This window comes from Nonomuraea sp. NPDC049158 (assembly GCF_040648335.1).
Classification (GTDB): domain Bacteria; phylum Actinomycetota; class Actinomycetes; order Streptosporangiales; family Streptosporangiaceae; genus Nonomuraea.
In genome coordinates this window covers 25,376-46,627 of sequence record NZ_JBEZDM010000004.1, presented here as the reverse complement: position 1 = coordinate 46,627, position 21,252 = coordinate 25,376, and the positions used below count along the sequence as shown (strand labels likewise).

The window sequence follows — 21,252 nt, the reverse complement described above, 5'->3', positions numbered from 1 at the left end:
TATGCCGGGCGAGAAGCAGTCGTGTTGGGCGCTTACTCGGGCGACATGATCTCGTAGAGGTTGCGGACCGCGTCGGTGAAGAACAGTCCGCGCGGGCAGAGCGGGTGGTCGATCCGTCCGTTGTCTGGGGTCGCGGGGTGGTTCCCGTACGGCACGCCGCGCTCCTGGATGCGGGCCAGGATCGCGTCGAACGTGGCGGGATCGACGTCGAACCCGAAGTGGTGCCCCTCAGGATTGTCGACGGTCATGTAGTCGAGCGTGAGCCGCTCGTCGACCCGCACGGGGGCGAAGTGCCCGCGGGCCCCCATAGGCGGCAGGCGCTCGAGCCCCATGATGTCGGCGAAGAAGTCGGCCTCCCGGTTGTTGTCGGCCGCGGGGACGATCGTGTGGTTGAGGGACACGCTCACGCCGGCTCCTTCTCCTTGATGGCTCCGTGCAGGAACACCTCGACGAGCTGGCTCGTGGGCAGGACGGTCGACCGGGTGAACAGCAGGCTCAGGAAGACCTTGCTCACCTGCGCGGCGGGCAGCCGCAGTGCCGCCTCGTCCGGTTCGAGCAGGTCGGCGATCGCGTCCCCGATCAGGTCCATGGACGCCTCGCGGCTGCCCGGCTGCGGGCGGGCGCCCCGCTCACCGCTCCGGTGGCCGCTGGAATGCAGGGCGCCGGCCACGGTGCCCATGCGCGCCAGGTGGGCGCCGAGCGCGTCGGCCGCCTCGGCGAGCCGGTCGGCCACCGGCTGGTCGAGCGGGATGGAGGCGAGCTCCGTGACCACGTGGTCGGGCCGCATCGCCTCGGCCATGCAGGCGTCGAGCAGCTCGTCCTTGTCGGCGAACACGCGGAAGACGGTGGCCTCGCCGATGCCCGCCGCCCTTGCGATCTTGCTGGTGGTGACGGCGGTGCCGTACTCGGCCACCAGGGGGAGGGCGGCGGCGATGATCATCGCGCGGCGCTCCTCCGGGCTCATTCCCGGCGCCCTGCGCCGGACTGGGTTCTCACTCATGCGAACCACGGTACGGAGTGAATACTCACTCCGTCAAGAGTGGAGTGAGTATTCACTCCGATGCTTGATCGCAAGGCGATCCATGGCCGTGGCATGATGACGGCACTGTGACCGCCGGCCTCCCCTTCCGCCTCGCCCGCACCTCGGCCTTCGCCGCGGTGTGCCTTGGGCTGGGCGTGGCGGCGCACGTGTTCGGCGGCGGCACGGTCGGAGCGCCGGCCATGGGCGCCGCGCTGGGTCTGTCGTTCGCGGCGGCCTTCCCGCTGTCGGGGCGCGAGCGGACCGTAGGCGCGATCCTGCCGCTGCTCGGCGGTCTCCAGGTGGTCATGCACCTGCTGTTCTCGCTGGCTCATGCCGCCTCGCCGATCGCGGCGACAGGTCACGCGCATTCGGGTCTGGTGCCGGGTCTCGGCATGCTGGTCGCGCACGGCTGGGCGATCGGGCTGACCGCCCTGTGGCTGGCGCGCGGCGAGGCCCTGCTCTGGGGGCTGCTGCGCCGTCTGGCCATACGGCTGCTGGTCGTGCTGCTGCCCGTCATCCGGACGCCGTTCCCGGCTCCGTGTACGGCGGAGCCACCGGTCTTCCGCTCCGCCGTGCTGCGGCATGTGGTCTCCGGGCGGGGTCCGCCGATGGTCGTCGAAACCCGCTGACCCCTTTTCGATGACCTCGTTTCGATGACCTCGTTTCGATGACCTCGTTTCGATGACCTCGTTTCGATGACCACGCCCGGCAGGGCGCGCTTCGGCGTGCCGTACCGGGTGGAGAAAGGCATTCCCTCATGTTCTCTCGCCATGCCCTGCTGCTCGCCGCCGCCGCCATCGCGCTCACGGGCTGCGGCTCCGCGCAGGTCGCCGCCGCACCGGCCAAGCAGTCCCCCGCCGCTGCCCAGCAGTCCCCCACCGCCGCGGCCCTCACGATCACCGACCCCTGGGTGAAGACCGCGAAGAAGGGGATGAGCGCCGCCTTCGGCACGCTGGTCAACAACACCGACGCCGAGGTGACGATCGTCTCCGGCGCCTCTCCGCTGTCCCCGAAGATCGAGCTGCACGAGGTCGTGGAGTCCGGCGGCAAGATGATCATGCGGCCCAAGGCGGGCGGCTTCGTCATCCCCGCGCACGGCACGCACGAGCTGCGGCCCGGCGGCGACCACATCATGCTGATGGGCGTCGCGCAGGAGGTGCTGCCGGGCGCCCGGATCCCGTTCACGCTCACCGTCAAGGGCGGCGAGCCGCTGGAGTTCACCGCGATCGGCAAGGACTTCGCCGGTGGCAAGGAGGACTACCAGCCCGGCATGGGCCACAAGTGATCAGCCGCCGGGGTCTCATCGCCGGCGGCGCTCTGACGGCCGTCGGCGCCCTGACCGCAGCCCCCGCACAAGCCACTGTCGAGCCCTTCCATGGGCCCCACCAGGCCGGGATCGCGACGCCTCCGCAGGCGCACGCCGTCTTCGTCGGCCTCGATCTGTCGCCGGACAGCGACAAGGAGGCCGTCGTACGACTCCTCCAGCTGCTGACCGACGACGCGCGCCGCCTCACCCAGGGGCGGCCCGCGCTGGCCGACACCGAGCCCGAGCTGGCCGCGACGGCCGCCCGGCTGACGATCACGTTCGGCTTCGGTCCGGGGCTGTTCGCGGCGGTGAAGGCGGAGTCGCCGGTGGCTCCGCTGCCGTCGTTCACGATCGACAAGCTGGACAAGCGGTGGAGCGGCGGCGACCTGCTGGTACAGATCTGCGCGGACGACGGGGTCACCGTCGCCCACGCGCTGCGGATGATCGTCAAGGACGCCCGCGCGTTCGCCAAGGTCCGCTGGGTTCAGCGCGGCTTCCAGAGCGCGACGCGGCGCAACCTGATGGGCCAGGTCGACGGTACGGTCCAGCCCGCCGACCTGGACCGGGCGGTGTGGATCTCCCAAGGGCCCGCGTGGCTGCGCGGCGGCACCACCCTGGTGCTGCGGCGCATCCGCATGAGCCTGGAGTCCTGGGACGCCGCCGACCGGGTGGCCAGGGAGTTCACGATCGGCCGCCGGCTCGACACGGGCGCCCCGCTGACCGGCCGGGCGGAACGCGACGAGGCGGACTACAGCCAGGTGAACAAGCTCGGCTTCCCGATCATCTCCGAGTACGCCCACGTCAGGCGGGCCCACGTCACGGACCCGGGGCTGCGCATCCTGCGCCGTCCCTACAACTACGACGAAGGGCTCACGCCGGACGGAAAATCGGACTCCGGGCTGCTGTTCGCCTCCTACCAGGCGGACATCGACCGGCAGTTCGTTCCCATCCAGCGCAACCTGGCCAAGGGCGACCTGCTGAACGAGTGGATCACACCCGTCGGCTCGGCCGTCTTCGCCATCCCACCGGGCTGCGCACCCGAGGGCTGGATCGGAGACGGCCTGCTCAAGTGACCTGCGAACCAGGCAGGCAGGAGGGCGGGCGGCCCGAGGCGGGCCAGACGTAGTCCAGGTCGTCGGGCTCGTCGCCGAACAGCGGCCGGTAGAAGCCGGGCTCCTTGCGCAGCAGGGCGGAGCGCACCAGGGCCTCCTCGTAGCTCGCCCACATGCGCACCGCCGGGTGGTGCCGCCAGCCGTAGCCGGGGATCGTCAGGGCACGCAGGATCTGCAGGGCCTCGACCCGCTGCTTACCCAGCCGCAGCGGATCGAGGACCGCAGCGGTGCGCGCGAAATCGGGATAAGGCAGGAACGTCTGCACAGCTGCCCCGTGGTCGCCTCATGCCCACCGGCTACCCATGGCGGCTCGCGATCAACCTAGAGTGGAGCCGTGCTTCCCGACCTGATCAAGCAGCTCACCGAGTCGGACCTGCCGCGCCACCACTGGCGCGGCGACGACGAGCGCGGCGGCCTATGGCTGTTCGAGACCGTCGAGGGCGAGGGCGAGCACTGGGCGGTCAGGCAGGTCGAGATCGGACCCGATCGCGCCGCGCACCGCTACTGGTGGCGCCATCTGCAGGACGAGCACGGCTTCCTCACCGAGCAGGCCGTGGAGATCTGGGAGCTGACCGAGATCACCGGGGCCGCCTTCGAGGCCGTGTGGGAGGCGGCCGGGTAACACCCGTGCCGGGCGGCAGCCGGATGACACAAGAGGCGGCCGGGTGACACAAGAGGTAGCCGAGTGACACCCGTGTGTCGATGGACCGGCCGTCCGCGCACGCTCACAATCGGGCTATGCCTGAAGGTTATGTGGGTGCCAGGACGCCCCGCCGCGAGGATGCCCGGCTGCTGACCGGACGCGCCCGCTACGTCGCGAATGTCCGGCTGCCCGCCATGGCGTACGCGGTCGTCGTCCGCAGCCCCATCGCCCACGGGCGGCTGGTGAGCTGCGACGCCAAGCAGGCGTGGACGATCGAGGGGATGCTCGACGTCATCACGCCGGCCGACGCGGCCGCGGTCCGCCTGCCCTGCGTCACTCTGAGCCCCGGCCAGCCCGTCACCTCCTACCTGGCGCTCGACGAGGCGATCCGCTACGTGGGCCAGCCGCTCGCCGTGGTGGTCGCGCGGACGCCGGAGGCCGCCAGGGACGCGGCCGACCTGCTCGACCTCGGCTACGAGACGCTGCCTCCGGTGATCGGGATCGAGCGGGCGCTGGCCGGTGATGCCCCGCTGCTGTACCCGGATTGGGGCGGCAACGTGCTGACCGACTTCACGCTCGGCGACCAGGACTGCGACGCGGTCATCGCGGGGGCCGCGCACGTGGTGGAGATGACGTGCACGTTCGGCCGGGCCACGCCGTACCCGCTGGAGCCGCGCGGCATCGTCGCCGACTTCACCGACGGCGAGCTCACCGTGCGGACCTCGACGCAGGCCCCGCACCACGTACGCGAGCAGGCCGCGGACGCGCTCGGGCTCACGCACGACCGGGTGCGCGTCGTGACCGGCGACGCGGGCGGCGGTTTCGGGGGGAAGGAGCACCTGTATCCGGATGAGGTGCTCATCTGCCTGGCCGCCATGCGCCTGGGCCGCCCGGTGAGCTGGACGGAGTCGCCCACCGACCGCCTCGCCTCGACCCTGCCCTCGCGGGCCGCCGTACACCGGGCCCGCCTGGCGCTCGACGCGGACGGGCGCTTCGTCGCGCTGCACGCCGACGTCGTCGGCGACCTCGGCGGCCACCCGTCGAACGTCGGCATCTCGCCGTTCGCGGTGACCGCCACGCTGCTGCCCGGCCCCTACCGCTTCGACCGGGTGGGGGTACGGCTGCGCGCCGTCGTCACGACGACCACCCCGACCGGCTCCTATCGCGGATTCGGCCAGCCGGAGGCCACCTGGACCAGGGAGCGGCTGATCGACGAAGCGGCCAGGCGGCTCGGCGCCGACCCGGTGGAGCTGCGACTGCGCAACATGCTCGGCCCCGACGAGCTCCCCTGTACGTCCCGGACCGGGCAGGCGTACGACTCGGGCGACTATCCCCTAGCCCTGCGTACCCTGCGCGACCTGGTCACTCCCCCGTCCCGTGACGACGGACGCAGGCGCGGCGTCGGCTACTCCTGCCACGTGGAGGGCACCGGGCTCGGCTCGTCCATGGGTATGAAGGCCATGGGCATGTTGGCCGGGGGCTTCGAGACCGCGGTCCTGCGCATGGAGCAGGACGCCTCGGTCGTCGTCGCGTCGGGTGTGTCGGGGGTCGGGCAGGGCATCGAGACGGCGCTGTCCCAGATCGCGGCGGACCGGGTGGGGGTGCCGCTCGACCGGGTGCGGGTGGTGCTGGGCGACACCTCGGCCACGCCGTACTCCTCGATCGGGTCGATCGCCAGCCGCTCGCTCGCGGTGGGCGGTGGCGCGCTGGCCCTGGCCGGGGACCGGCTGCGGGAGAAGATCGTGGCCATCGCCGCCCATCGACTGGAGGCGGCGCCGGCCGATCTGGAGATCGTCGACTCCGTCGTACGCGTCAAGGGGGATCCGCAGGCGTCGCTGACGCTGCGGGAGATCGCCACGTCGGCGTGGCGGGGCTGGGACCTGCCCGAGGGGGCCGCACCCGGGCTGGAGGAGCGGGTCTCCTACGATCCGGCCGACATGACATACGCCTACGGGGCGCACGCGGCGGCGGTCGCGGTCGACCCGGAGACCGGAGCGGTCGAGGTCGAGGGCTACTGGGCCGTCAACGACTCCGGCGTGCTGGTCAACCCGGCGATCGTGGAGGGCCAGGTCCTCGGCGGGATCGCGCAGGGGATCGGCATGGCGCTGACGGAGGAGATCGTCTACACCGAGGAGGGGCAGCCGATCGCCGAGTACCTGCTGCCGACCACCCGGGAGATCCCCGACATCCGGCTCGCGACGCTGGAGGTGCCCTCGCCGCGCACGCCGGGCGGCATGAAGGGCGCCGGGGAGTCGGGGACGATCGGCCCGCCGGCGGCCATCGGCAACGCGGTCGCCGCCGCGCTGCCGGAGATCGCCGACCGCGTGACGGGAACGCCGTTGACCCCGGCGGTCTTGTGGGCTCTACTCTCTGGATGACCTACGCCCGATATGTCGCCCTCGGTGACAGCCAGACGGAGGGCCTCGGTGACGGCGACGACATCCGGGGCCACCGCGGCTGGGCCGACCGGCTCGCCGAGCAGCTGGCCGCCGCGAACCCCGACGTCCAGTACGCCAATCTGGGCGTCCGCGGGCGCCTGGCCGGGCAGATCCGCGACGAGCAGCTCGGCCCGGCGCTGCGGCTGCGGCCGGACCTGGCCACGGTGATGGCCGGGATGAACGACCTCGTCCGGCCCGGCTTCGACGCCGCCGCGGTCGCCTCGGCGTTGGAAGACATGTTCGCCCAGCTCACCGCGTCCGGCGCGTGCGTGGTGACCGTGACCTTCCCCGACATCGGCAAGATAGCGCCGCTGGCCCGGCGGCTGGTCCCCCGCGTGATCGACATCAACGCCCGGATCCAGGCCGCCGCCGCCCGCCACGGTGTCATCGTCGTCGACACCTTCCCGCACTCCTTCAGCACCGACGCCAGGATGTGGAGCAGCGACCGGCTGCACGCCAGCCCGCTGGGCCACGCCAGGATCGCCGCCGCCATCGCCCACGCCATCGGGCTGCCCGGCAGCGACGACACCTGGTCGGTCCCGCTCACCCCGCTCCCCCCGGCCGCGCGCTGGCGGGTGGCCGGGGCCGAGGTGCGCTGGGTCGCGAGCTTCGCCGGGCCCTGGATCTACCGGCGCCTGCGCGGCCGGTCCTCGGGGGACGGGCGCGTCGCCAAACGCCCCGAGCTCGGCCCGGTGCCGCCACCTCCCATGTGACCCCGCCGCGACCGGGACCCCTGGGAGCAGGGCTGGGTCGCCGAACCCCGCAGACCGGCGCCTACCGGTGAATCGGTAGGCGCCGGTCCCCGGCTCACACGCTGACGAGCACCGCCGCCACGGCGTCGGCGGTCTCGGGGTGACGGGCCAGCAGCGCGCCCGCCTCCCCGCTGAACGAGCCGCTGAACGAGCCGCCGGACGATCCGTCTGCGGCCTGCTGCCAGCCGCCCTCGCAGCCGAGCAGCGCGGCCACGGCGTCGGTCGCGCCCGGATGTCCCGCCAGCAGGTCGGTCACCGGGCCCGCCTGCGCGGGCGCCGCCGCACCCGCCGCCTTCTTCGCGGGCTTCGCCGACCAGGGTGGTGTCCACTGGTCGAGCGCGGCCAGGCCCCCGGGGAACGTACGGCCCGCCTCGCGCACCAGTACGGGCACCAGCTCGCCGGCCTGCTCGCGCAGGGTGGTGATCAGGCCGGGCAGCCACGGCAGGAGCACGGAGTCGGGCAACCGGCCGAAGGCCTTCGACATCAGCTCGACCACGAACGACGCCAACGCGGGAGCCGGCTCCATCGCCTGCGCGAACCCGCTCATGTACTCCGGGAAGGCCGGGATGACGAGCGGGTTGGCCAGCAGCTCGTCGCAGCGGGCCCGCAGCTCGGCCAGCGGCAACGTGCCGAGCAGGTACTGGGCCGACCACAGGAGGGCCACCTTGGCGGGCGCCTCCGGATGCGACTGCCGCACCGCGATCTCCAGCTGGGCCCGCTCGCAGCCCAGCGCCAGCGCCAGGCTCTCCATCGTGAACAGGAAGCCGAGCATGGCCGACACCTGCCGGACACCGGTGTACTCGTCCACGAAGGCGGTCGGCAGCAGCGTGCAGTAATGCGCGAACCCCGCCGTGACGAACGCCTCGCACCAGGCCGGCAGCTCCGGCTCGGTCGCGCGGTAGTGGGCCAGCAGCCGCCTGATCCGGCGCAGCACCTCCGGCGCGTCGTCCACGGACCGCTCGGCGGCCAGCAGCTCCACGGCCCGCGCCCCGAGCTCGTCGGTGAACCGCCGGCTGCGCAGGTAGAGGATCGAGTCCTCGACGGCCGCCAGCGCCACGGCCGCGGTCGCCTTGGGATCCCACACCTTGCGCCGCAGCCGCTGCTCCAGCACCTGCTCGACGGTGATGCCCTCGTAGCCCAGCTCGATGATCGAGCGCTGGTGCTTGCCGATCGTCAGGTCCCAGCTCTCCTGGATCGCCCGCTCGCCCAGTCGCCGCGCGCCCATGATGGGCCGTACGGCGTCGTCGGGCAGCAGGTGACGCAGGATCCACAGCAGGTCGGAGCAGGGCACCAGATGCGGATCCGCCTTGAGGTCCATGAGCGCCCGCTGTACCGTGCGCTTGCTCAGGTCCAGCCCCAGCGGCTGCAGCCGGTCGAACACGTCCTGGGCCAGCGGCGGCATGGCGTGGTAGCCCACCTGGCCGATCCGGTCGCCGCCGAGCAGGATCTCGCACAGGCGGCGCACGTCCCGGCGTCCCGGCACCGTGTCCTTCTCGATGCAGGTGACGGCGGCGTCCTGGAAGTCGTACGGCGTGGGACGTCCCCGGCCACGCAGCCCGGCGAGCAGGATCGACGTCTCGAACACGGCGATCGCGTCGGCGGTGCTGGACTGGTAGCCGTTGCGCCGGGCCAGCCGGACGATGTCGACGGACCAGCCGAGCAGCTCGGCCTCGTCCAGGCCGTCCAGGACCGGCGGCTTGGCCAGGAAGCCGGACAGCCGGTCGGTGACCGGCTCCGGCGCGGCCGGCGCCACCGGCTTCGGCGGCTTCTTGCCCGGCTTCTTCTGGCCCGCCAGCTGGTACGGCTTGACGCCGTCGCGCCGCAGCGCCTTCTCCCAGGTGGCCGCGGCGATCGAGACCGAGCCGGAGGCCAGGCCGAACTGGGCCTCGATGGCGGAGTGGCTCGACGGAATGAGCCCGTACAGCCAGCGGGTGGCCGTACGGGGGCCGATCTCGAAGGGCGCCTCCGATGCCAGCCCGAACTGCTCCACCCGGCTGGCCGCGTGGAAGGCGCCGCAGACGTACAGGCATTCGGCCGGGTCGGCGCCCGTCTCGGCGAGGTGCTCGCGCATCCGCGTCCACATGTAGCGCTCGCGGTCCTCGTCGCGGTCCATCCGCCGGTCGCCCACGGGGCGCAGGCGGCGGAACAGGCTGCCGATCAGGACCATGACCTGCCGGTACGACTCGTAGTCCGCGCCGGTCAGCGGCTGCTCGACGTACTGGTCCCACCACTCCGACCAGTGTCGGACCTTGCCGTGGTGCAGCAGGTGCTCTTCCAGCTCGGCGAAGCCCGGCCGCAGGTCGCCGATCTCGACGCCCACGGCGTCGCCGTGCAGGCCCGCGTCGTCGTCCCCGCCCTGCTTGGGCTCGGCCGGTTCGTCCGGGTCACGGGGCAGCCACTGGAAGACGTGGTCCGTCGAGCGGTCGACCAGCACCAGCTCGACGCCCGGCGTGCCGAGCGCGTACGAGATGGCCTGGTACTCGGCCGACACCTCCGTGATGGGCGCCACCACGCTGAGCGGCTCCCAGCTGGCCGGGAAGCCGTCGACGTCGGAGGCGAACGCCTGCAACGCCACCGGCAGGCGGCAGTTGCGCAGCTCGTCGAGCAGCGGCCGCAGGTCCTCGCACAGCTCCAGGTAGATGACCTTGGGCTGCTTCTCGCGCAGGCGACGCACCATGGCCAGCGCCGAGGCCGGCGAGTGGTGACACACCGGGAAGATCTCGAGCTCCTCGCTCAGTGCCCGGTCGACGTCGTCGACCAGTCCCGACAGGATCCCGGCCAGGGTGTCCGGCTCGCCGGCGAACGCGGCGGCGGCCTCCAGCAGTTGCTCGCGGAGTGCGCCGAACGGGCTCATGAGAGCGTCTTGATGGCCTGGCGGCCACCTTCGAGGAAGTCCGTCCACGGCCCGCCGTCCTTCTTGCTGCGGGGTTCGACGATGCCGTGCCAGTACTTGTTCAGGATGGCCAGGTCCTCCGGTTGGCGGCGGGCCAGCGAGCCCACCAGTGAGCCGCCGAGCGTCTCCGCCCGCAACTGGCGGTCGCCGAAGAACTGGCTGTGCAGGATGGCGTCCTCGAGCACGCCGATCTGCTCGGCCGTGGACAGGGCCGACTCGAGCTTGTCGTCGTCGCTCTTGGCCGAGGCCGCCGCGCTCCGCAGGTCGGCGAAGCTCTGCAGCAGGATGTCGAGCAGCGTGGGCGGCACGTCCAGCTCGATGCGGTGCCGGCGCAGCAGCTCCGTGGTACGGAACCGGACGATCTCCGCCTCGCTGGTCTTGCTCGTCACCACGGGGATGCGGACGAAGTTGAAGCGCCGCTTCAGCGCCGACGACAGGTCGTTGACGCCCCGGTCCCGGCTGTTGGCCGTGGCGATGATCGAGAACCCGGGCTGGGCGAAGACGATGTTGTCGTCGTCGAGCTCGGGGATGGAGACGTACTTCTCGGACAGGATGGAGATCAGGGCGTCCTGGACGTCGCTGGTCGACCTGGTCAGCTCCTCGAAGCGGCCGATCACGCCCCGCTCCATCGCCGTCATGATGGGCGAGGGGATCATCGACTGGCGGGACTGTCCCTTGGCGATCACCATGGAGACGTTCCAGGAGTACTTGATGTGGTCTTCCGTGGTGCCGGCCGTGCCCTGGACGACCAGGGTGGAGTTGCGGCTGATCGCCGCCGAGAGCAGCTCGGCGAGCCAGCTCTTGCCGGTGCCGGGGTCGCCGATGAGCAGCAGGCCGCGGTCGGAGGCCAGCGTCACGATGCTGCGCTCGACGAAGCTGCGGTCACCGAACCACTTCTGCGGGATCTCCCGGTCGAGCCCGTCCGAGCGCTCGGAGCCGAGCACGAACAGGCGGACCATCCGGGGGCTGAGCCGCCACGAGAACGGCTTGGGGCCGTCGTCCACGGACTCCAGCCAGTCGAGCTCTTCGGCGTACTTGACCTCGGCGGGGGCACGCAGTATCTCGGTCATTCGCGGGTCTCCTAGGTGAGGAAGTTCTTGAGCTCGAGCACGAGTTTGCGGATGTGGCCGGAGATCACGGGGGTGCCCAGGTCCTTCAGCTTTTCGCGGAACCACTGGTCCACGCTGGCGTACCCCGAGCTGTTCACGGAGCCGACCGGGATGAACTTGACCCCCGAACGATGCAGGGACGTGAAGTCGTCGATCAGCGACCGGTTGTCGTAGAAGTCGGAGATCCAGACCATCACGGTGTTGCGCGGGTCGACGATCTTCGGCCGGGCCAGGGCCATCGCGACCGTACCGTCGGTGCCGCCGCCGAGCGTCGTGCGCAGCAGCACCTCGAACGGGTCCTTCACCCACGGCGTCAGGTCGAGCGCGCGGGTGTCGTAGGCGACCAGGTGCACGTCCACCTTGGGCAGGCCGGCGAAGATCGACGCCAGGATGGTGCAGTTGACCATCGAGTCGACCATCGAGCCCGACTGGTCCACCACCACGATCAGCCGGGCCGGAGTGGTCCGCCTGGCCGTGTGCCGGTAGAACAGCCGGTCCACGTACAGCCGCTCGTCCTCTGGGCTCCAGTTGGTGAGGTTCTTCCAGATCGTCCGCTCGATGTCGAGGTTGCGGAACACCCGCTTCGGCGGCACCGACTTGTCGATCTTGCCGACGCTGGTCTTCTCGACCTGCGTACGGAGCACCTCGGCGACCTCGTCGACGAACCTGCGGATCAGCGCCTTGGCGTTGGCCAGGGCGACTCCGGAGAGGTTGTCCTTGTCGCGCAGGAGCTGCTCGATGAGCGACATGCTGGGATTGAGCTGGGCGGCCAGGGAGGAGTTGGACAGCACCTCGCGCAGGCGCATGCGGCGGACCAGGTCGCCTTCCAGGTTGGCCAGGACCTTGTTCAGCTCGGCGTCGTCGATGCCACGACCGCCACCGCCGGTGCCGAGCCCCCGGCCTTGGCCGGATCCTTCGCCTTGAGCGTCGCGGCTGCCGCCGCCTCCCCCGAGTGCTTGCTTGAACCAGCCGGCGTCCTTCTGCCAGGCGGCGAGCTGGGAGGCCGAGACGTCGCCCGTCCCGATGGCGAAGACGTTGAGCAGGAGCTTGGAGATCAGCGCGGCCCTGCGCACCTGGTCACCGGAGTCCTCGGCGTCCTCGGCGTGGTCGAGCAGGCCGTCGAACTCGGCGGCCAGGTCGGGGAAGCGCTGGACGAGGTTGTCCACTGACACCGACGGGTCGAGCAGGGCGGCCGGCAGGCCGAGGTCGTCCACGACGGCCACGCTGGCCGACTCCAGGCTCGCCTGCTCCTCGGTGTTGAACACCCGGGCAAGCAGGCGCCAGTAGAGCACCTGCCGCCTGTTCTCGTTGTTGGCAGTCATTTGCGCAGCAGCCGTCCCGCCCGCTCGCGCAGCACGGCCACCGCGTCGCCGTTCCTGGCCTCGGCCTTGGCGATCTTGGGGTCCGTCGGGCCCTGCGCCCAGTCGCCGTTGTGCGCGGTGACCGGCAGCTTCTTGACCGTCCCCTGGACGGCGAGCGGCTGGAGCAGCCACCGGCCGGCGTCCCAGCGGAGCAGCCCGATGCACGACTCGGAGCCGCGCACGATCGCGGGCGTGAGCGGACCGCACGACGGCAGCCGGCCGGTGTCCACCGTGATCGTCTTGCCGCCGAGGTCGAACACCATCTCATCGCCCTTGGGCACGGAGTAGCCCTCGACCAGCACCGGCTCGGCGAGGCGCACCGGGTGGCGCTCCAGCGGCGGCGCGGCGGGGGCGAGCGCGCTCCCCAGCTGGACCCTCGCCGTGGTGAACGGGTCCGCGGGCTTCCCCGCCGTGGCCCGGTCGTCGTGCCAGATCAGGTCGCCGCCGCCGAGCAGCGGCATGTCCTTGATGTCCAGGCTGCGATGCTCGGCCAGCGCGTTGAGCAGCACCGGGGCCCCGGTCAGCAGTCGCCACACGGCCGAGCCGACGATCGTGTCCACCTTCGTGGCGGCGACGCTCGTACGCACCAGGCGGGACTGACCGCCGTCGGCGGGCTCCAGGATCGCGTGGACCTGCGCCTGCACGGCGGTCGCGTGCTCGTGCACGTCGACGCCGAGCACCAGCAGCCGCCCGGACACCGGCTGGCCGGAGCCCGCGGGCAGGCCACCCGCCTGCGTGAGCATCAGCGCCCGCGCCCACAGGTCGGCCCAGCGCCGGGCGGGCACGACCTCCATCGTCGCGACCGGGCACGACGCGCGCAGCTCCCCCGCCAGGCCGTCGATCAGCACCGCCAGCCGGCGCAGCCGCGGCTCGGACAGCAGCGCCTCCATCGTCTGGCTCACGGCGGAGACGAGGTCGTGGTCGACGCCTCGCCAGCCGGTGATGGCCAGCTCGTTGAGCCAGGACCGGCACCCGCTGAGCAGGTTGTCGGTCGTACCGGCCGCAGGCGGCTCCGCCCAGGAGTCCCGCTCCCGGCCCAGCGCCGCGTCGAGGCGGCCGAGCAGGGCGTCGTGCACCGCGCCCAGCAGCGCGGTACGCCCGCCGGCCAGCGCCGTGACGTTCTCCTCCGAGACCGAACCCGCGGCGACCTTGGCCGCCGCCTCCCCCACCCGGTCGCCGAGCGGCGTGGCCGCCACCGCGCCGGCCAGGTCGGTCAGCGCCGAGGCGCGCTCCTCGCCGAGCCGGGCCAAGCCGTTCGTCAGGGCCTCGTCGAAGCCCGTCACCAGGTCGAGCGCCTCGCCGACGCCCGGCAGGGGCTGGTCGGCCAGTTCCGCCAGCTGCACGCTCAGCATCAGCCCACCGCCCCGGTGGACGGGAACCAGTGCAGCTCGGCGATGGGCTCGGTGGTCATGGGCAACTCCAGGTAGGCCAGGTGGCTCAGGAACCGGCTGAACACCGCGGCCCCCTGCGTACGCTCGACACCGCCGTTCAGGTGGTAGGACAGCCTCTCCCCCTCGGCGAGCTCCACCCGCAGGTAGCCGGCGACCCGGTCCTGGCCGTACTGCAGCACCGCCTCATCGACCAGTGATCGCAGGTGCTTGCACATGTCGCCGTACAGGCCGCCGCACGGCCGGTTGTTGTTGGTGCTGCAGTTGTAGGTATGGGTCCCGGCGGTGACCGACGAGACGTACACCCGGCTGATGTCCGAGCCGCTCGACACGACTCCCTGCAACCGCCCGTCGGCCATCTCGACGAAGGGCACCTTCGCCAGCTTGCGCGGTCTGACGGGCGAGACCACCCGTGCCACGCTGTGTTGCTCCCACGCGGTTCTGTCCGCGGTCACGCCTTTCGACCTCCAGCCCAGCGGCTCGCGGACGCCAGCCGGTGCGGCGGCACCTGTGCGAACGGCCGATCAGTGATCGCGTAATTTACCCCATTCGCGGGGAAGCGCGGGGGCGTTTCGATCACCTCCGACAACACGTCCGACCTTGGCTTCGACTATCGAAGTAAGAGGCATTGCCGCTAGGTGCCCCTTACAGTTAAAGTCGGCTGTCAGGAGCGAAAGCTGGCAGAGCGCCTTACCCGGAGGAGCGCGTGGTGGAGCATGTCGACCCGGCCGGGTCCCCCCTGCGTCAGCTGCTGAAGCTCGCGGTGCCCGCGCTCGGCGTCCTGGCCGCCGAGCCGCTCTACCTGCTCGTCGACACGGCCGTGGTCGGCCATCTCGGCGCGGTGCCACTCGCCGGGCTCTCGATCGGCGCGATCGTGCTGGCGCAGATCGCCACCCAGATGCGGTTCCTGTCCTTCGGTACGACCGCCCGCGCGGCCCGGCTGCACGGCGCCGGCCGCCGTACCGAGGCCGTGGCCGAGGGCGTGGAGGCGACCTGGCTCGGCGCGATCGTGGGGGTCGTGCTGATCGTGGCCGGGCAGCTGCTCGCCGCGCCGATCGCCGGCCTGCTCGCCGGTGACGATCGGGTCGCCGCCGCCGCGGTGAGCTGGCTGCGGATCGCCCTGCTCGGCGCCCCGATGATTCTGATCACCCTGGCCGGCAACGGGTGGATGCGCGGCGTGCAGGACATGCGGCGCCCGCTCCGCTACGTGCTCGTGGGCAACGGGATCTCGGCGGTGCTGTGCCCGGTGCTCGTGCACGGGTTCGGCTGGGGGCTCAACGGCTCGGCGGTCGCCAACGTGGTCGCGCAGGTGATCTCCGCGAGCCTGTTCGTGCGGGCGCTGCTGGCGGAGGGCGTGCCGCTGGCGCCGGTTCCGGCCGCGATGCGCGCCCAGCTCGGCCTGGCGCGCGACATGATGGTGCTCGGTCTGGTCTTCCAGGCGTGCTGGGTGTCGGCGACCGTGGTCGCCGCGCACACCTCCACCGCGGCGGTCGGCGCCCATCAGGTGGTCTTTCAGCTGTGGATGTTCCTGGCCTTCGTGCTCGACGCGCTGGCCATCGCCGCCCAGTCGCTGGTCGGGGCCGCGCTGGGCGCTCAAGACGGGGAACGGGCGCGCCGGCTGGCCTGGCAGGTGACCGGTTGCGGGTTGGTCTTCGGGGCGCTGCTCGGGGTGGTGTTCGCGGCGCTGGCCGGCATCCTGCCCCACGCGTTCACCACCGATGCGACGGTGCTGGCCGAGATGCCCCACGCGTGGTGGTTCTTCGTCGCGCTGCAGCCGATCGGTGGCGTCGTGTTCGCCTTGGACGGGGTGCTGCTCGGGGCGGGGGACGCGGCGTACATGCGTACGGCGACGTTGTGTGCGGCGGTGCTGGGGTTCCTGCCGCTGGTCTGGGGGTCGCTGAGCTTCGGCTGGGGGCTGGTGGGGATCTGGTCAGGCTTGTCGGCCTTCCTGGTGATTCGGATGACCACCCAGCTGGCCAGACTGCGGTCCGGCCGCTGGGCGGTCCTCGGCGCCGTACGGTGACCCGGCGATTAGACGGTGTTCGGCGCGTACGGTGATCCGGCAGTTCGGCGGTGCTCGGCGCCGGTGATCCGGCGCCGAGTCGGTATCCGCGATGGTCAGGTGCCGACGTAGGCCGCGAGGTGCTCGCCGGTGAGGGTGGAGCGGGCGGCGACGAGGTCGGCCGGGGTGCCCTCGAAGACGATCCGGCCGCCGTCGTGGCCGGCGCCCGGGCCGAGGTCGATGATCCAGTCGGCGTGCGCCATGACCGCCTGGTGGTGCTCGACGACGATGACCGACTTGCCCGCGTCGACCAGCCGGTCGAGCAGGCCGAGCAGCTGCTCGACGTCGGCGAGGTGCAGGCCGGTGGTCGGCTCGTCGAGGACGTACACGCCGCCCTTGTCGCCCATGTGGGTGGCCAGCTTGAGCCGCTGCCGCTCGCCGCCGGACAGCGTGGTGAGCGGCTGGCCGAGGCTGAGGTAACCGAGCCCGACGTCGGCGAGCCGGTCGAGGATGGCGTGCGCGGCCGGCGTACGGGCCTCGCCGGCGCCGAAGAACTTCTCGGCCTCGGTCACCGACATCGCGAGCACCTCGCTGATGTCGCGACCGGCGAGGTGGTACTCCAGCACCGAGGCCTCGAACCGCTTCCCCTCGCACTCCTCACAGGTGGTGGCGACCCCGGCCATCATCGCCAGGTCGGTGTAGATGACGCCGGCGCCCTTGCAGGTGGGGCAGGCGCCCTCGGAGTTGGCGCTGAACAGCGCCGGCTTCACCCCGTTGGCCTTCGCGAACGCCTTGCGGATCGGCTCGAGCAGTCCGGTGTACGTCGCCGGGTTGCTCCGTCGCGAGCCGCGGATCGCGCCCTGGTCGATGGAGACCACTCCGTCCCGCCCCGACACCGAGCCGTGGATCAGCGAGCTCTTTCCCGAGCCCGCCACGCCGGTGAGGACCACCAGCGTGCCGAGCGGGATGTCGACGTCGACGTCACGTAGGTTGTTCGCCGTCGCGCCGCGGATCTCCAGCGTTCCGGTGGGCTTGCGTACCGTCTCCTTGAGGGCGGCCCGGTCGTCGAAATGGCGGCCGGTGATGGTGCCGCTGGCCCGCAGCCCCTCGACGGTGCCCTCGAAGCAGACGGTGCCGCCCGCCGTACCAGCACCGGGACCGAGGTCCACGACGTGGTCGGCGATCGCGATCGCCTCCGGCTTGTGCTCCACGACGAGCACCGTGTTGCCCTTGTCGCGCAGCCGCAGCAGCAGGCCGTTCATCCGCTGGATGTCGTGCGGGTGCAGCCCGATCGTCGGCTCGTCGAAGACGTAGGTGACGTCGGTGAGCGACGACCCGAGGTGGCGGATCATCTTGACCCGCTGCGCCTCACCGCCCGACAGCGTGCCCGACGACCGATCGAGCGAGAGGTAGCCCAGCCCGATCTCCACGAACGAGTCGAAGGTGTGCCGCAGCTTGGCGAGCAGCGGCGCCACCGACGGCTCGTCGAGGCCATGAACCCATTCGGCCAGGTCGCTGATCTGCATCGCGCAGGCGTCGCCGATGTTGATCCCCTTGATCTTCGAGGCCCGGACCGCCTCGCTGAGCCGGGTGCCACCGCACTCGGGGCAGGCGGTGAAGGTGACCGCCCGGTCCACGAACGCCCGGATGTGCGGCTGCATCGCCTCCCGGTCCTTGGACAGGAACGACTTCTGGATCTTCGGGATCAGCCCCTCGTAGGTGAGGTTGACGCCGTTGACGTTCACCTTGGTCGGCTCGCGGTGGAGGAAGTCGTACCGCTCGGTCTCGGTGTAGTCGCGGATCGGCTTGTCCGGGTCGATGAAGCCCGACTGGGCGAAGATCCCCACCGTCCACCAGCTGTCCGTCTTGTAGCCGGGGATGGTGATCGCGCCCTCGGCGATCGACTTGGAGTCGTCGAAGAGCTGGGTCAGGTCGATGTCGTTCACCTTGCCCATGCCCTCGCAGCGCGGGCACATGCCGCCGGTGATGCTGAACTCGCGCCGCTCCTTCACCGTCTTCCCGCCGCGCTCGAGCGTGACCGCACCCGCTCCGCTGATCGAGGCGACATTGAAGGAGTACGCCTGGGGCGAGCCGATGTGCGGCTGCCCGAGCCGGCTGAACAGGATGCGCAGCATCGCGTTGGCGTCGGTGACGGTGCCCACGGTGGATCGGACGTTGGCGCCCATCCGCTCCTGGTCGACGATGATCGCCGTGGTCAGACCGTCGAGCACGTCGACCTCGGGCCGCGCCAGCGTCGGCATGAACCCCTGGACGAAGGCGCTGTAGGTCTCGTTGATCAGCCGCTGCGACTCGGCGGCGATCGTGTCGAACACCAGCGAGCTCTTGCCCGAGCCGGAGACGCCGGTGAACACCGTCAGCCGGCGCTTCGGGAGCTCGACGCTGACGTCCTTGAGGTTGTTCTCGCGAGCGCCGTGCACGCGGATCAGATCGTGGTTGTCGGCGACATGCGGCTCAGGCGACTGCGTGTCCGTACTCGTGGCCATGCTCATCGTGTCTCCATCTATTAGGCGGGGGCGCCGTCGCGCTCCCCGTCAGGTCGCCCCGGCAACGGCCCCCTGTCTACCTGATGGGCGGCCCGGGCCGGAACCGGCGGACTGCCCTACCGACATCGCTCAGGCTAGGTGTGGCTCGGTGACCCGCGCTTCTCGAATCCTGACCGCTCCGGAACCCGGTCCTCGCCTTGATCGTTGTGACGGGCGGCTGACACAACCGATCCCGACGACAGGGAGACAACAGCGTGGTCTTCAAACGGATGCTGGGCGCTTTCGGCGTGGGCGCGCCCTCGGTGGACACCGTCCTTTCCACCCCGCGCATCCAGCCGGGTGGGCAGCTGGCCGGGCAGGTACGGCTCAAGGGCGGCGACTTCGACGCCGAGATCGAGCACATCACCCTCGGCCTCGTGGCTCGGGTGGAGATCGAGCACGGCGACGGGGAGCACGGCGGGCTCGGCGAGTTCTCCCGCGTCCAGGTCTCGGGCCCGTTCACGCTGCGCGAAGGCGAGAACCGTACCCTCGACTTCCAGATCCCGGTGCCGTGGGAGACGCCGATCAGCGAGATCGACGGTCAGCACCTGAACGGCATGGCTCTGGGCGTACGCACCGAGCTGGCCATCGCCAAGGCCGTGGACAAGGGCGACCTGGACATGATCGCGGTCGAACCCCTGCCCTCCCAGCTCCGCATCCTCCAGGCGTTGCTGCGGCTCGGCTTCCACTTCAAGTCCGCCGATCTGGAAGCCGGCCACCTGTACGGAGTGCACCAGGATCTGCCGTTCTACCAGGAGATCGAGTTCTACCCGCCCGCCCAGCACGCCGGGGTCGTGGGCGAGGTCGAGCTGACCTTCGTGGCGAGCCCGGCCGGGCTGGAGGTCATCTTGGAGGCCGACAAGCGGGCCGGCCGTTACTCCGGCGACGCCATCGGCCGCTTCCACGTCAGCCACGACGACGCGCTGCACACCGACTGGTCCAGCGAGCTCGACCGCTGGCTGACCGGCCTGGCCCAGCACGGCGGTTATGGATCGCACGGCGGTTATGGACCCGGCTCGCACGGCCACATGGAGCATCACGACGGCTACGGACATCACCACGACGACGACCACCACCGCGGCGGCGGTCCCGGTTGGGGAACGGTGGCGGCGGCCGGAGCCGCGGGCTTGGTGGGCGGGTTCGTCGCGGCCGAGGTGGCCGAAGAGATCTTCGAGGGTGGCGAGGAAGAAGAAGGCGGCGACTGGTAGCGCGATGCCGGGTGGCGGGCCGTGACGGCCCGCCCGAACGCCGGTAGCGCTGGCTATACCTCTGAACTCCAGCGAGTGGGATCGATCACAAGGTGGTCCGGCCGACAGGCTTGTGGCATCGCGAACGAGCCACCAAGCAGGGAGCCCCCCGATGTCGTACCCCTCCACCAAGCGTCGCAGCCGGCTGGCCCTGGCGGCGGTGACCGTCGCCGCGCTGAGCGGTCTCGGCCTGACCGCCGCACCGGCGAACGCCGACACCGACGTCGTGCAGAAGAGCCTGGACGCCCTGGTCAAGGTCGACAAGTACCCCGCCGCGCTGGCGGCCGTACGAGGCCGTGACGGGCGGACTCGCAACTACACCGCCGGGGTGGCCGACCTGGAGACCAAGGAGAAGGTCCCCGTCGACGGGCAGGTACGCATCGCCAGCAACACCAAGATGTTCACCGCCACGGTCGTCCTGCAGCTCGTCGGCGAGGGCAAGATCGACCTGGACGAGAAGGTCGAGAAGTACCTGCCCAAGGTGGTGCGCGGCAAGGGCGTCGACGGCCGCAAGATCACGGTCCGGCAGTTGCTGCAGCACACCAGCGGCCTGGCCGACTACGACGACGTCCTGATCAAGGACTACCTGGCCATCCAGCACACCCACTACGAGCCGCGAGAGCTGGTGGACGCGGGGCTGACCAGCAAGAACTCCCCCACCCACGGCTGGAGCTACAGCAACACCAACTACGTGGTGGCCGGGCTCATCGCGCAGAAGGTCACCGGCCGGCCGATCAGCGAGCAGATCACCCAGCGGATCATCAAGCCTCTCGGGCTGCGCAAAACGTACTGGCCGGCTCTCGGCGACCAGACCATCAGTGGCCCGCACGCCAAGGGCTACTACGCCGCCAAGTCCGGCGACCCGTACACCGACGTCACCACGATGGACCCCTCCATGGCCTGGGCGGCCGGACAGCTGATCTCCACCCCCACCGACCTCAACCGTTTCATGGGCGCGCTCCTGGGCGGCAAGCTGCTCGAGCCCGAACAGCTCAAGCAGATGAAGACCACCGTCGACGCCCCCGGCTTCGACACCGTCGGCGGCTCCCGCTACGGGCTCGGCCTGGCCACCTTCAAACTCAGCTGCGGCGGCTACGCCTGGTCCCACGGCGGCTCCGCCCCCGGCTACGCCACCGCCAACGCCATTACCGATGACGGCCGGGCCGCCACCATCGCCGTCACCGCGCTGCCCACCGAACTGTCCGCCTTCAAACACTTCGAAGCCGCCCTCGACACCGCCCTGTGTGAATAACCGCAGGCAGCAGCGTCCAGGAGAGCGACGGCCCCGCCACAAGCGGACCGTCGCTCTGTTTTTTGTCACATCGCATTCAGTGATGAATGTGCATGTCTCAATGCCGCGAATAAGCCGCGTTTCCCCAGGTCAGCAGGAAATCATGAACAGCCTGGTTAGCGTTTTCGGACGGGGTTGAGGTAACC

Annotated in this window: 18 protein-coding genes; 9 read left to right on the top strand and 9 right to left on the bottom strand. The window is 71.0% G+C overall.

What is annotated here, in order from left to right; genetic code table 11:
• Positions 1 to 32: 32 nt before the first annotated feature.
• Together AB0B61_RS10540 and AB0B61_RS10535 are read right to left on the bottom strand one after the other, a co-directional pair.
• Entirely contained in the window at positions 33 to 407 is a 375-nt protein-coding gene (locus AB0B61_RS10540; protein ID WP_358430526.1) for a VOC family protein, read from the bottom strand.
• Positions 404 to 1,000, bottom strand: coding sequence for a TetR/AcrR family transcriptional regulator (locus AB0B61_RS10535; protein WP_358430522.1), 597 nt, complete (start codon positions 998 to 1,000; stop codon positions 404 to 406). The genes AB0B61_RS10540 and AB0B61_RS10535 overlap by 4 nt, the downstream gene beginning before the upstream one ends.
• Before the next feature lie 107 nt (positions 1,001 to 1,107).
• Here AB0B61_RS10535 and AB0B61_RS10530 point away from each other — a divergent pair, with 107 nt between their 5' ends.
• The 3 genes from AB0B61_RS10530 (at position 1,108) to AB0B61_RS10520 (ending at position 3,400) form a co-directional block, all read left to right on the top strand.
• Positions 1,108 to 1,650, top strand: coding sequence for an MFS transporter (locus tag AB0B61_RS10530; protein WP_358430519.1), 543 nt, complete (start codon positions 1,108 to 1,110; stop codon positions 1,648 to 1,650).
• 128 nt (positions 1,651 to 1,778) lie between these two features.
• Complete coding sequence (locus AB0B61_RS10525) at positions 1,779 to 2,306, top strand: copper chaperone PCu(A)C (protein ID WP_358430517.1); 528 nt, start codon at positions 1,779 to 1,781, stop codon at positions 2,304 to 2,306.
• Positions 2,303 to 3,400, top strand: a complete 1,098-nt coding sequence (locus tag AB0B61_RS10520) for a Dyp-type peroxidase (protein ID WP_358430514.1) — start codon at positions 2,303 to 2,305, stop codon at positions 3,398 to 3,400. Before AB0B61_RS10525 ends, AB0B61_RS10520 begins: the two co-directional genes overlap by 4 nt.
• Here AB0B61_RS10520 and AB0B61_RS10515 read toward each other — a convergent pair.
• Positions 3,393 to 3,704, bottom strand: a complete 312-nt coding sequence (locus AB0B61_RS10515; RefSeq protein ID WP_358430511.1) for an MSMEG_6728 family protein — start codon at positions 3,702 to 3,704, stop codon at positions 3,393 to 3,395. The genes AB0B61_RS10520 and AB0B61_RS10515 overlap by 8 nt on opposite strands.
• A 69-nt stretch (positions 3,705 to 3,773) precedes the next feature.
• On the opposite strand from AB0B61_RS10515, the gene AB0B61_RS10510 reads away from it, so the two are divergent.
• The 3 genes from AB0B61_RS10510 to AB0B61_RS10500 all read left to right on the top strand — a co-directional run bounded on the left by AB0B61_RS10510 (position 3,774) and on the right by AB0B61_RS10500 (position 7,233).
• Positions 3,774 to 4,061 (top strand): hypothetical protein, encoded by a 288-nt coding sequence (locus AB0B61_RS10510; protein ID WP_358430508.1) that lies wholly within the window; start codon positions 3,774 to 3,776, stop codon positions 4,059 to 4,061.
• 116 nt (positions 4,062 to 4,177) lie between these two features.
• Complete coding sequence (locus AB0B61_RS10505) at positions 4,178 to 6,460, top strand: xanthine dehydrogenase family protein molybdopterin-binding subunit (RefSeq protein ID WP_358430506.1); 2,283 nt, start codon at positions 4,178 to 4,180, stop codon at positions 6,458 to 6,460.
• A complete protein-coding gene (locus AB0B61_RS10500) occupies positions 6,457 to 7,233 on the top strand; it encodes an SGNH/GDSL hydrolase family protein (RefSeq protein ID WP_358430504.1) in 777 nt (258 codons plus the stop codon). Before AB0B61_RS10505 ends, AB0B61_RS10500 begins: the two co-directional genes overlap by 4 nt.
• Before the next feature lie 94 nt (positions 7,234 to 7,327).
• Here AB0B61_RS10500 and AB0B61_RS10495 read toward each other — a convergent pair whose 3' ends face one another.
• From AB0B61_RS10495 to AB0B61_RS10475, 5 genes are read right to left on the bottom strand one after another with little or no spacing between them, the layout of a single operon-like run.
• Entirely contained in the window at positions 7,328 to 10,126 is a 2,799-nt protein-coding gene (locus AB0B61_RS10495; RefSeq protein ID WP_358430501.1) for a DUF5682 family protein, read from the bottom strand.
• A complete protein-coding gene (locus tag AB0B61_RS10490) occupies positions 10,123 to 11,235 on the bottom strand; it encodes an AAA family ATPase (protein ID WP_358430499.1) in 1,113 nt (370 codons plus the stop codon). Before AB0B61_RS10490 ends, AB0B61_RS10495 begins: the two co-directional genes overlap by 4 nt.
• A gap of 11 nt (positions 11,236 to 11,246) precedes the next feature.
• Positions 11,247 to 12,596 (bottom strand): VWA domain-containing protein, encoded by a 1,350-nt coding sequence (locus tag AB0B61_RS10485; protein WP_358430497.1) that lies wholly within the window; start codon positions 12,594 to 12,596, stop codon positions 11,247 to 11,249.
• Positions 12,593 to 13,987 carry a hypothetical protein gene (locus AB0B61_RS10480; RefSeq protein WP_358430495.1) on the bottom strand — a complete coding sequence of 465 codons (1,395 nt, stop codon included), beginning with the start codon at positions 13,985 to 13,987 and terminating at the stop codon, positions 12,593 to 12,595. Before AB0B61_RS10480 ends, AB0B61_RS10485 begins: the two co-directional genes overlap by 4 nt.
• Positions 13,987 to 14,478, bottom strand: coding sequence for a hypothetical protein (locus tag AB0B61_RS10475; protein ID WP_358430492.1), 492 nt, complete (start codon positions 14,476 to 14,478; stop codon positions 13,987 to 13,989). Before AB0B61_RS10475 ends, AB0B61_RS10480 begins: the two co-directional genes overlap by 1 nt.
• Before the next feature lie 254 nt (positions 14,479 to 14,732).
• Here AB0B61_RS10475 and AB0B61_RS10470 point away from each other — a divergent pair, with 254 nt between their 5' ends.
• Positions 14,733 to 16,046: an MATE family efflux transporter gene (locus tag AB0B61_RS10470; RefSeq protein ID WP_358430490.1), complete on the top strand. Its 1,314-nt coding sequence runs from the start codon at positions 14,733 to 14,735 to the stop codon at positions 16,044 to 16,046.
• Between the two features lie 95 nt (positions 16,047 to 16,141).
• On the opposite strand, the gene AB0B61_RS10465 is transcribed toward AB0B61_RS10470, so the two are convergent.
• Complete coding sequence (locus AB0B61_RS10465) at positions 16,142 to 18,529, bottom strand: excinuclease ABC subunit UvrA (protein WP_358431377.1); 2,388 nt, start codon at positions 18,527 to 18,529, stop codon at positions 16,142 to 16,144.
• Positions 18,530 to 18,783: 254 nt separating this feature from the next.
• Between AB0B61_RS10465 and AB0B61_RS10460 the strand changes: the two genes are divergently transcribed.
• Complete coding sequence (locus AB0B61_RS10460; protein ID WP_358430488.1) at positions 18,784 to 19,776, top strand: sporulation protein; 993 nt, start codon at positions 18,784 to 18,786, stop codon at positions 19,774 to 19,776.
• A 151-nt stretch (positions 19,777 to 19,927) separates the two neighbouring features.
• The gene (locus tag AB0B61_RS10455) at positions 19,928 to 21,067 is read left to right on the top strand and encodes a serine hydrolase domain-containing protein (RefSeq protein ID WP_358430486.1); all 1,140 of its coding nucleotides are present in this window, start codon (positions 19,928 to 19,930) and stop codon (positions 21,065 to 21,067) included.
• The last annotated feature ends 185 nt before the right edge of the window (positions 21,068 to 21,252 follow it).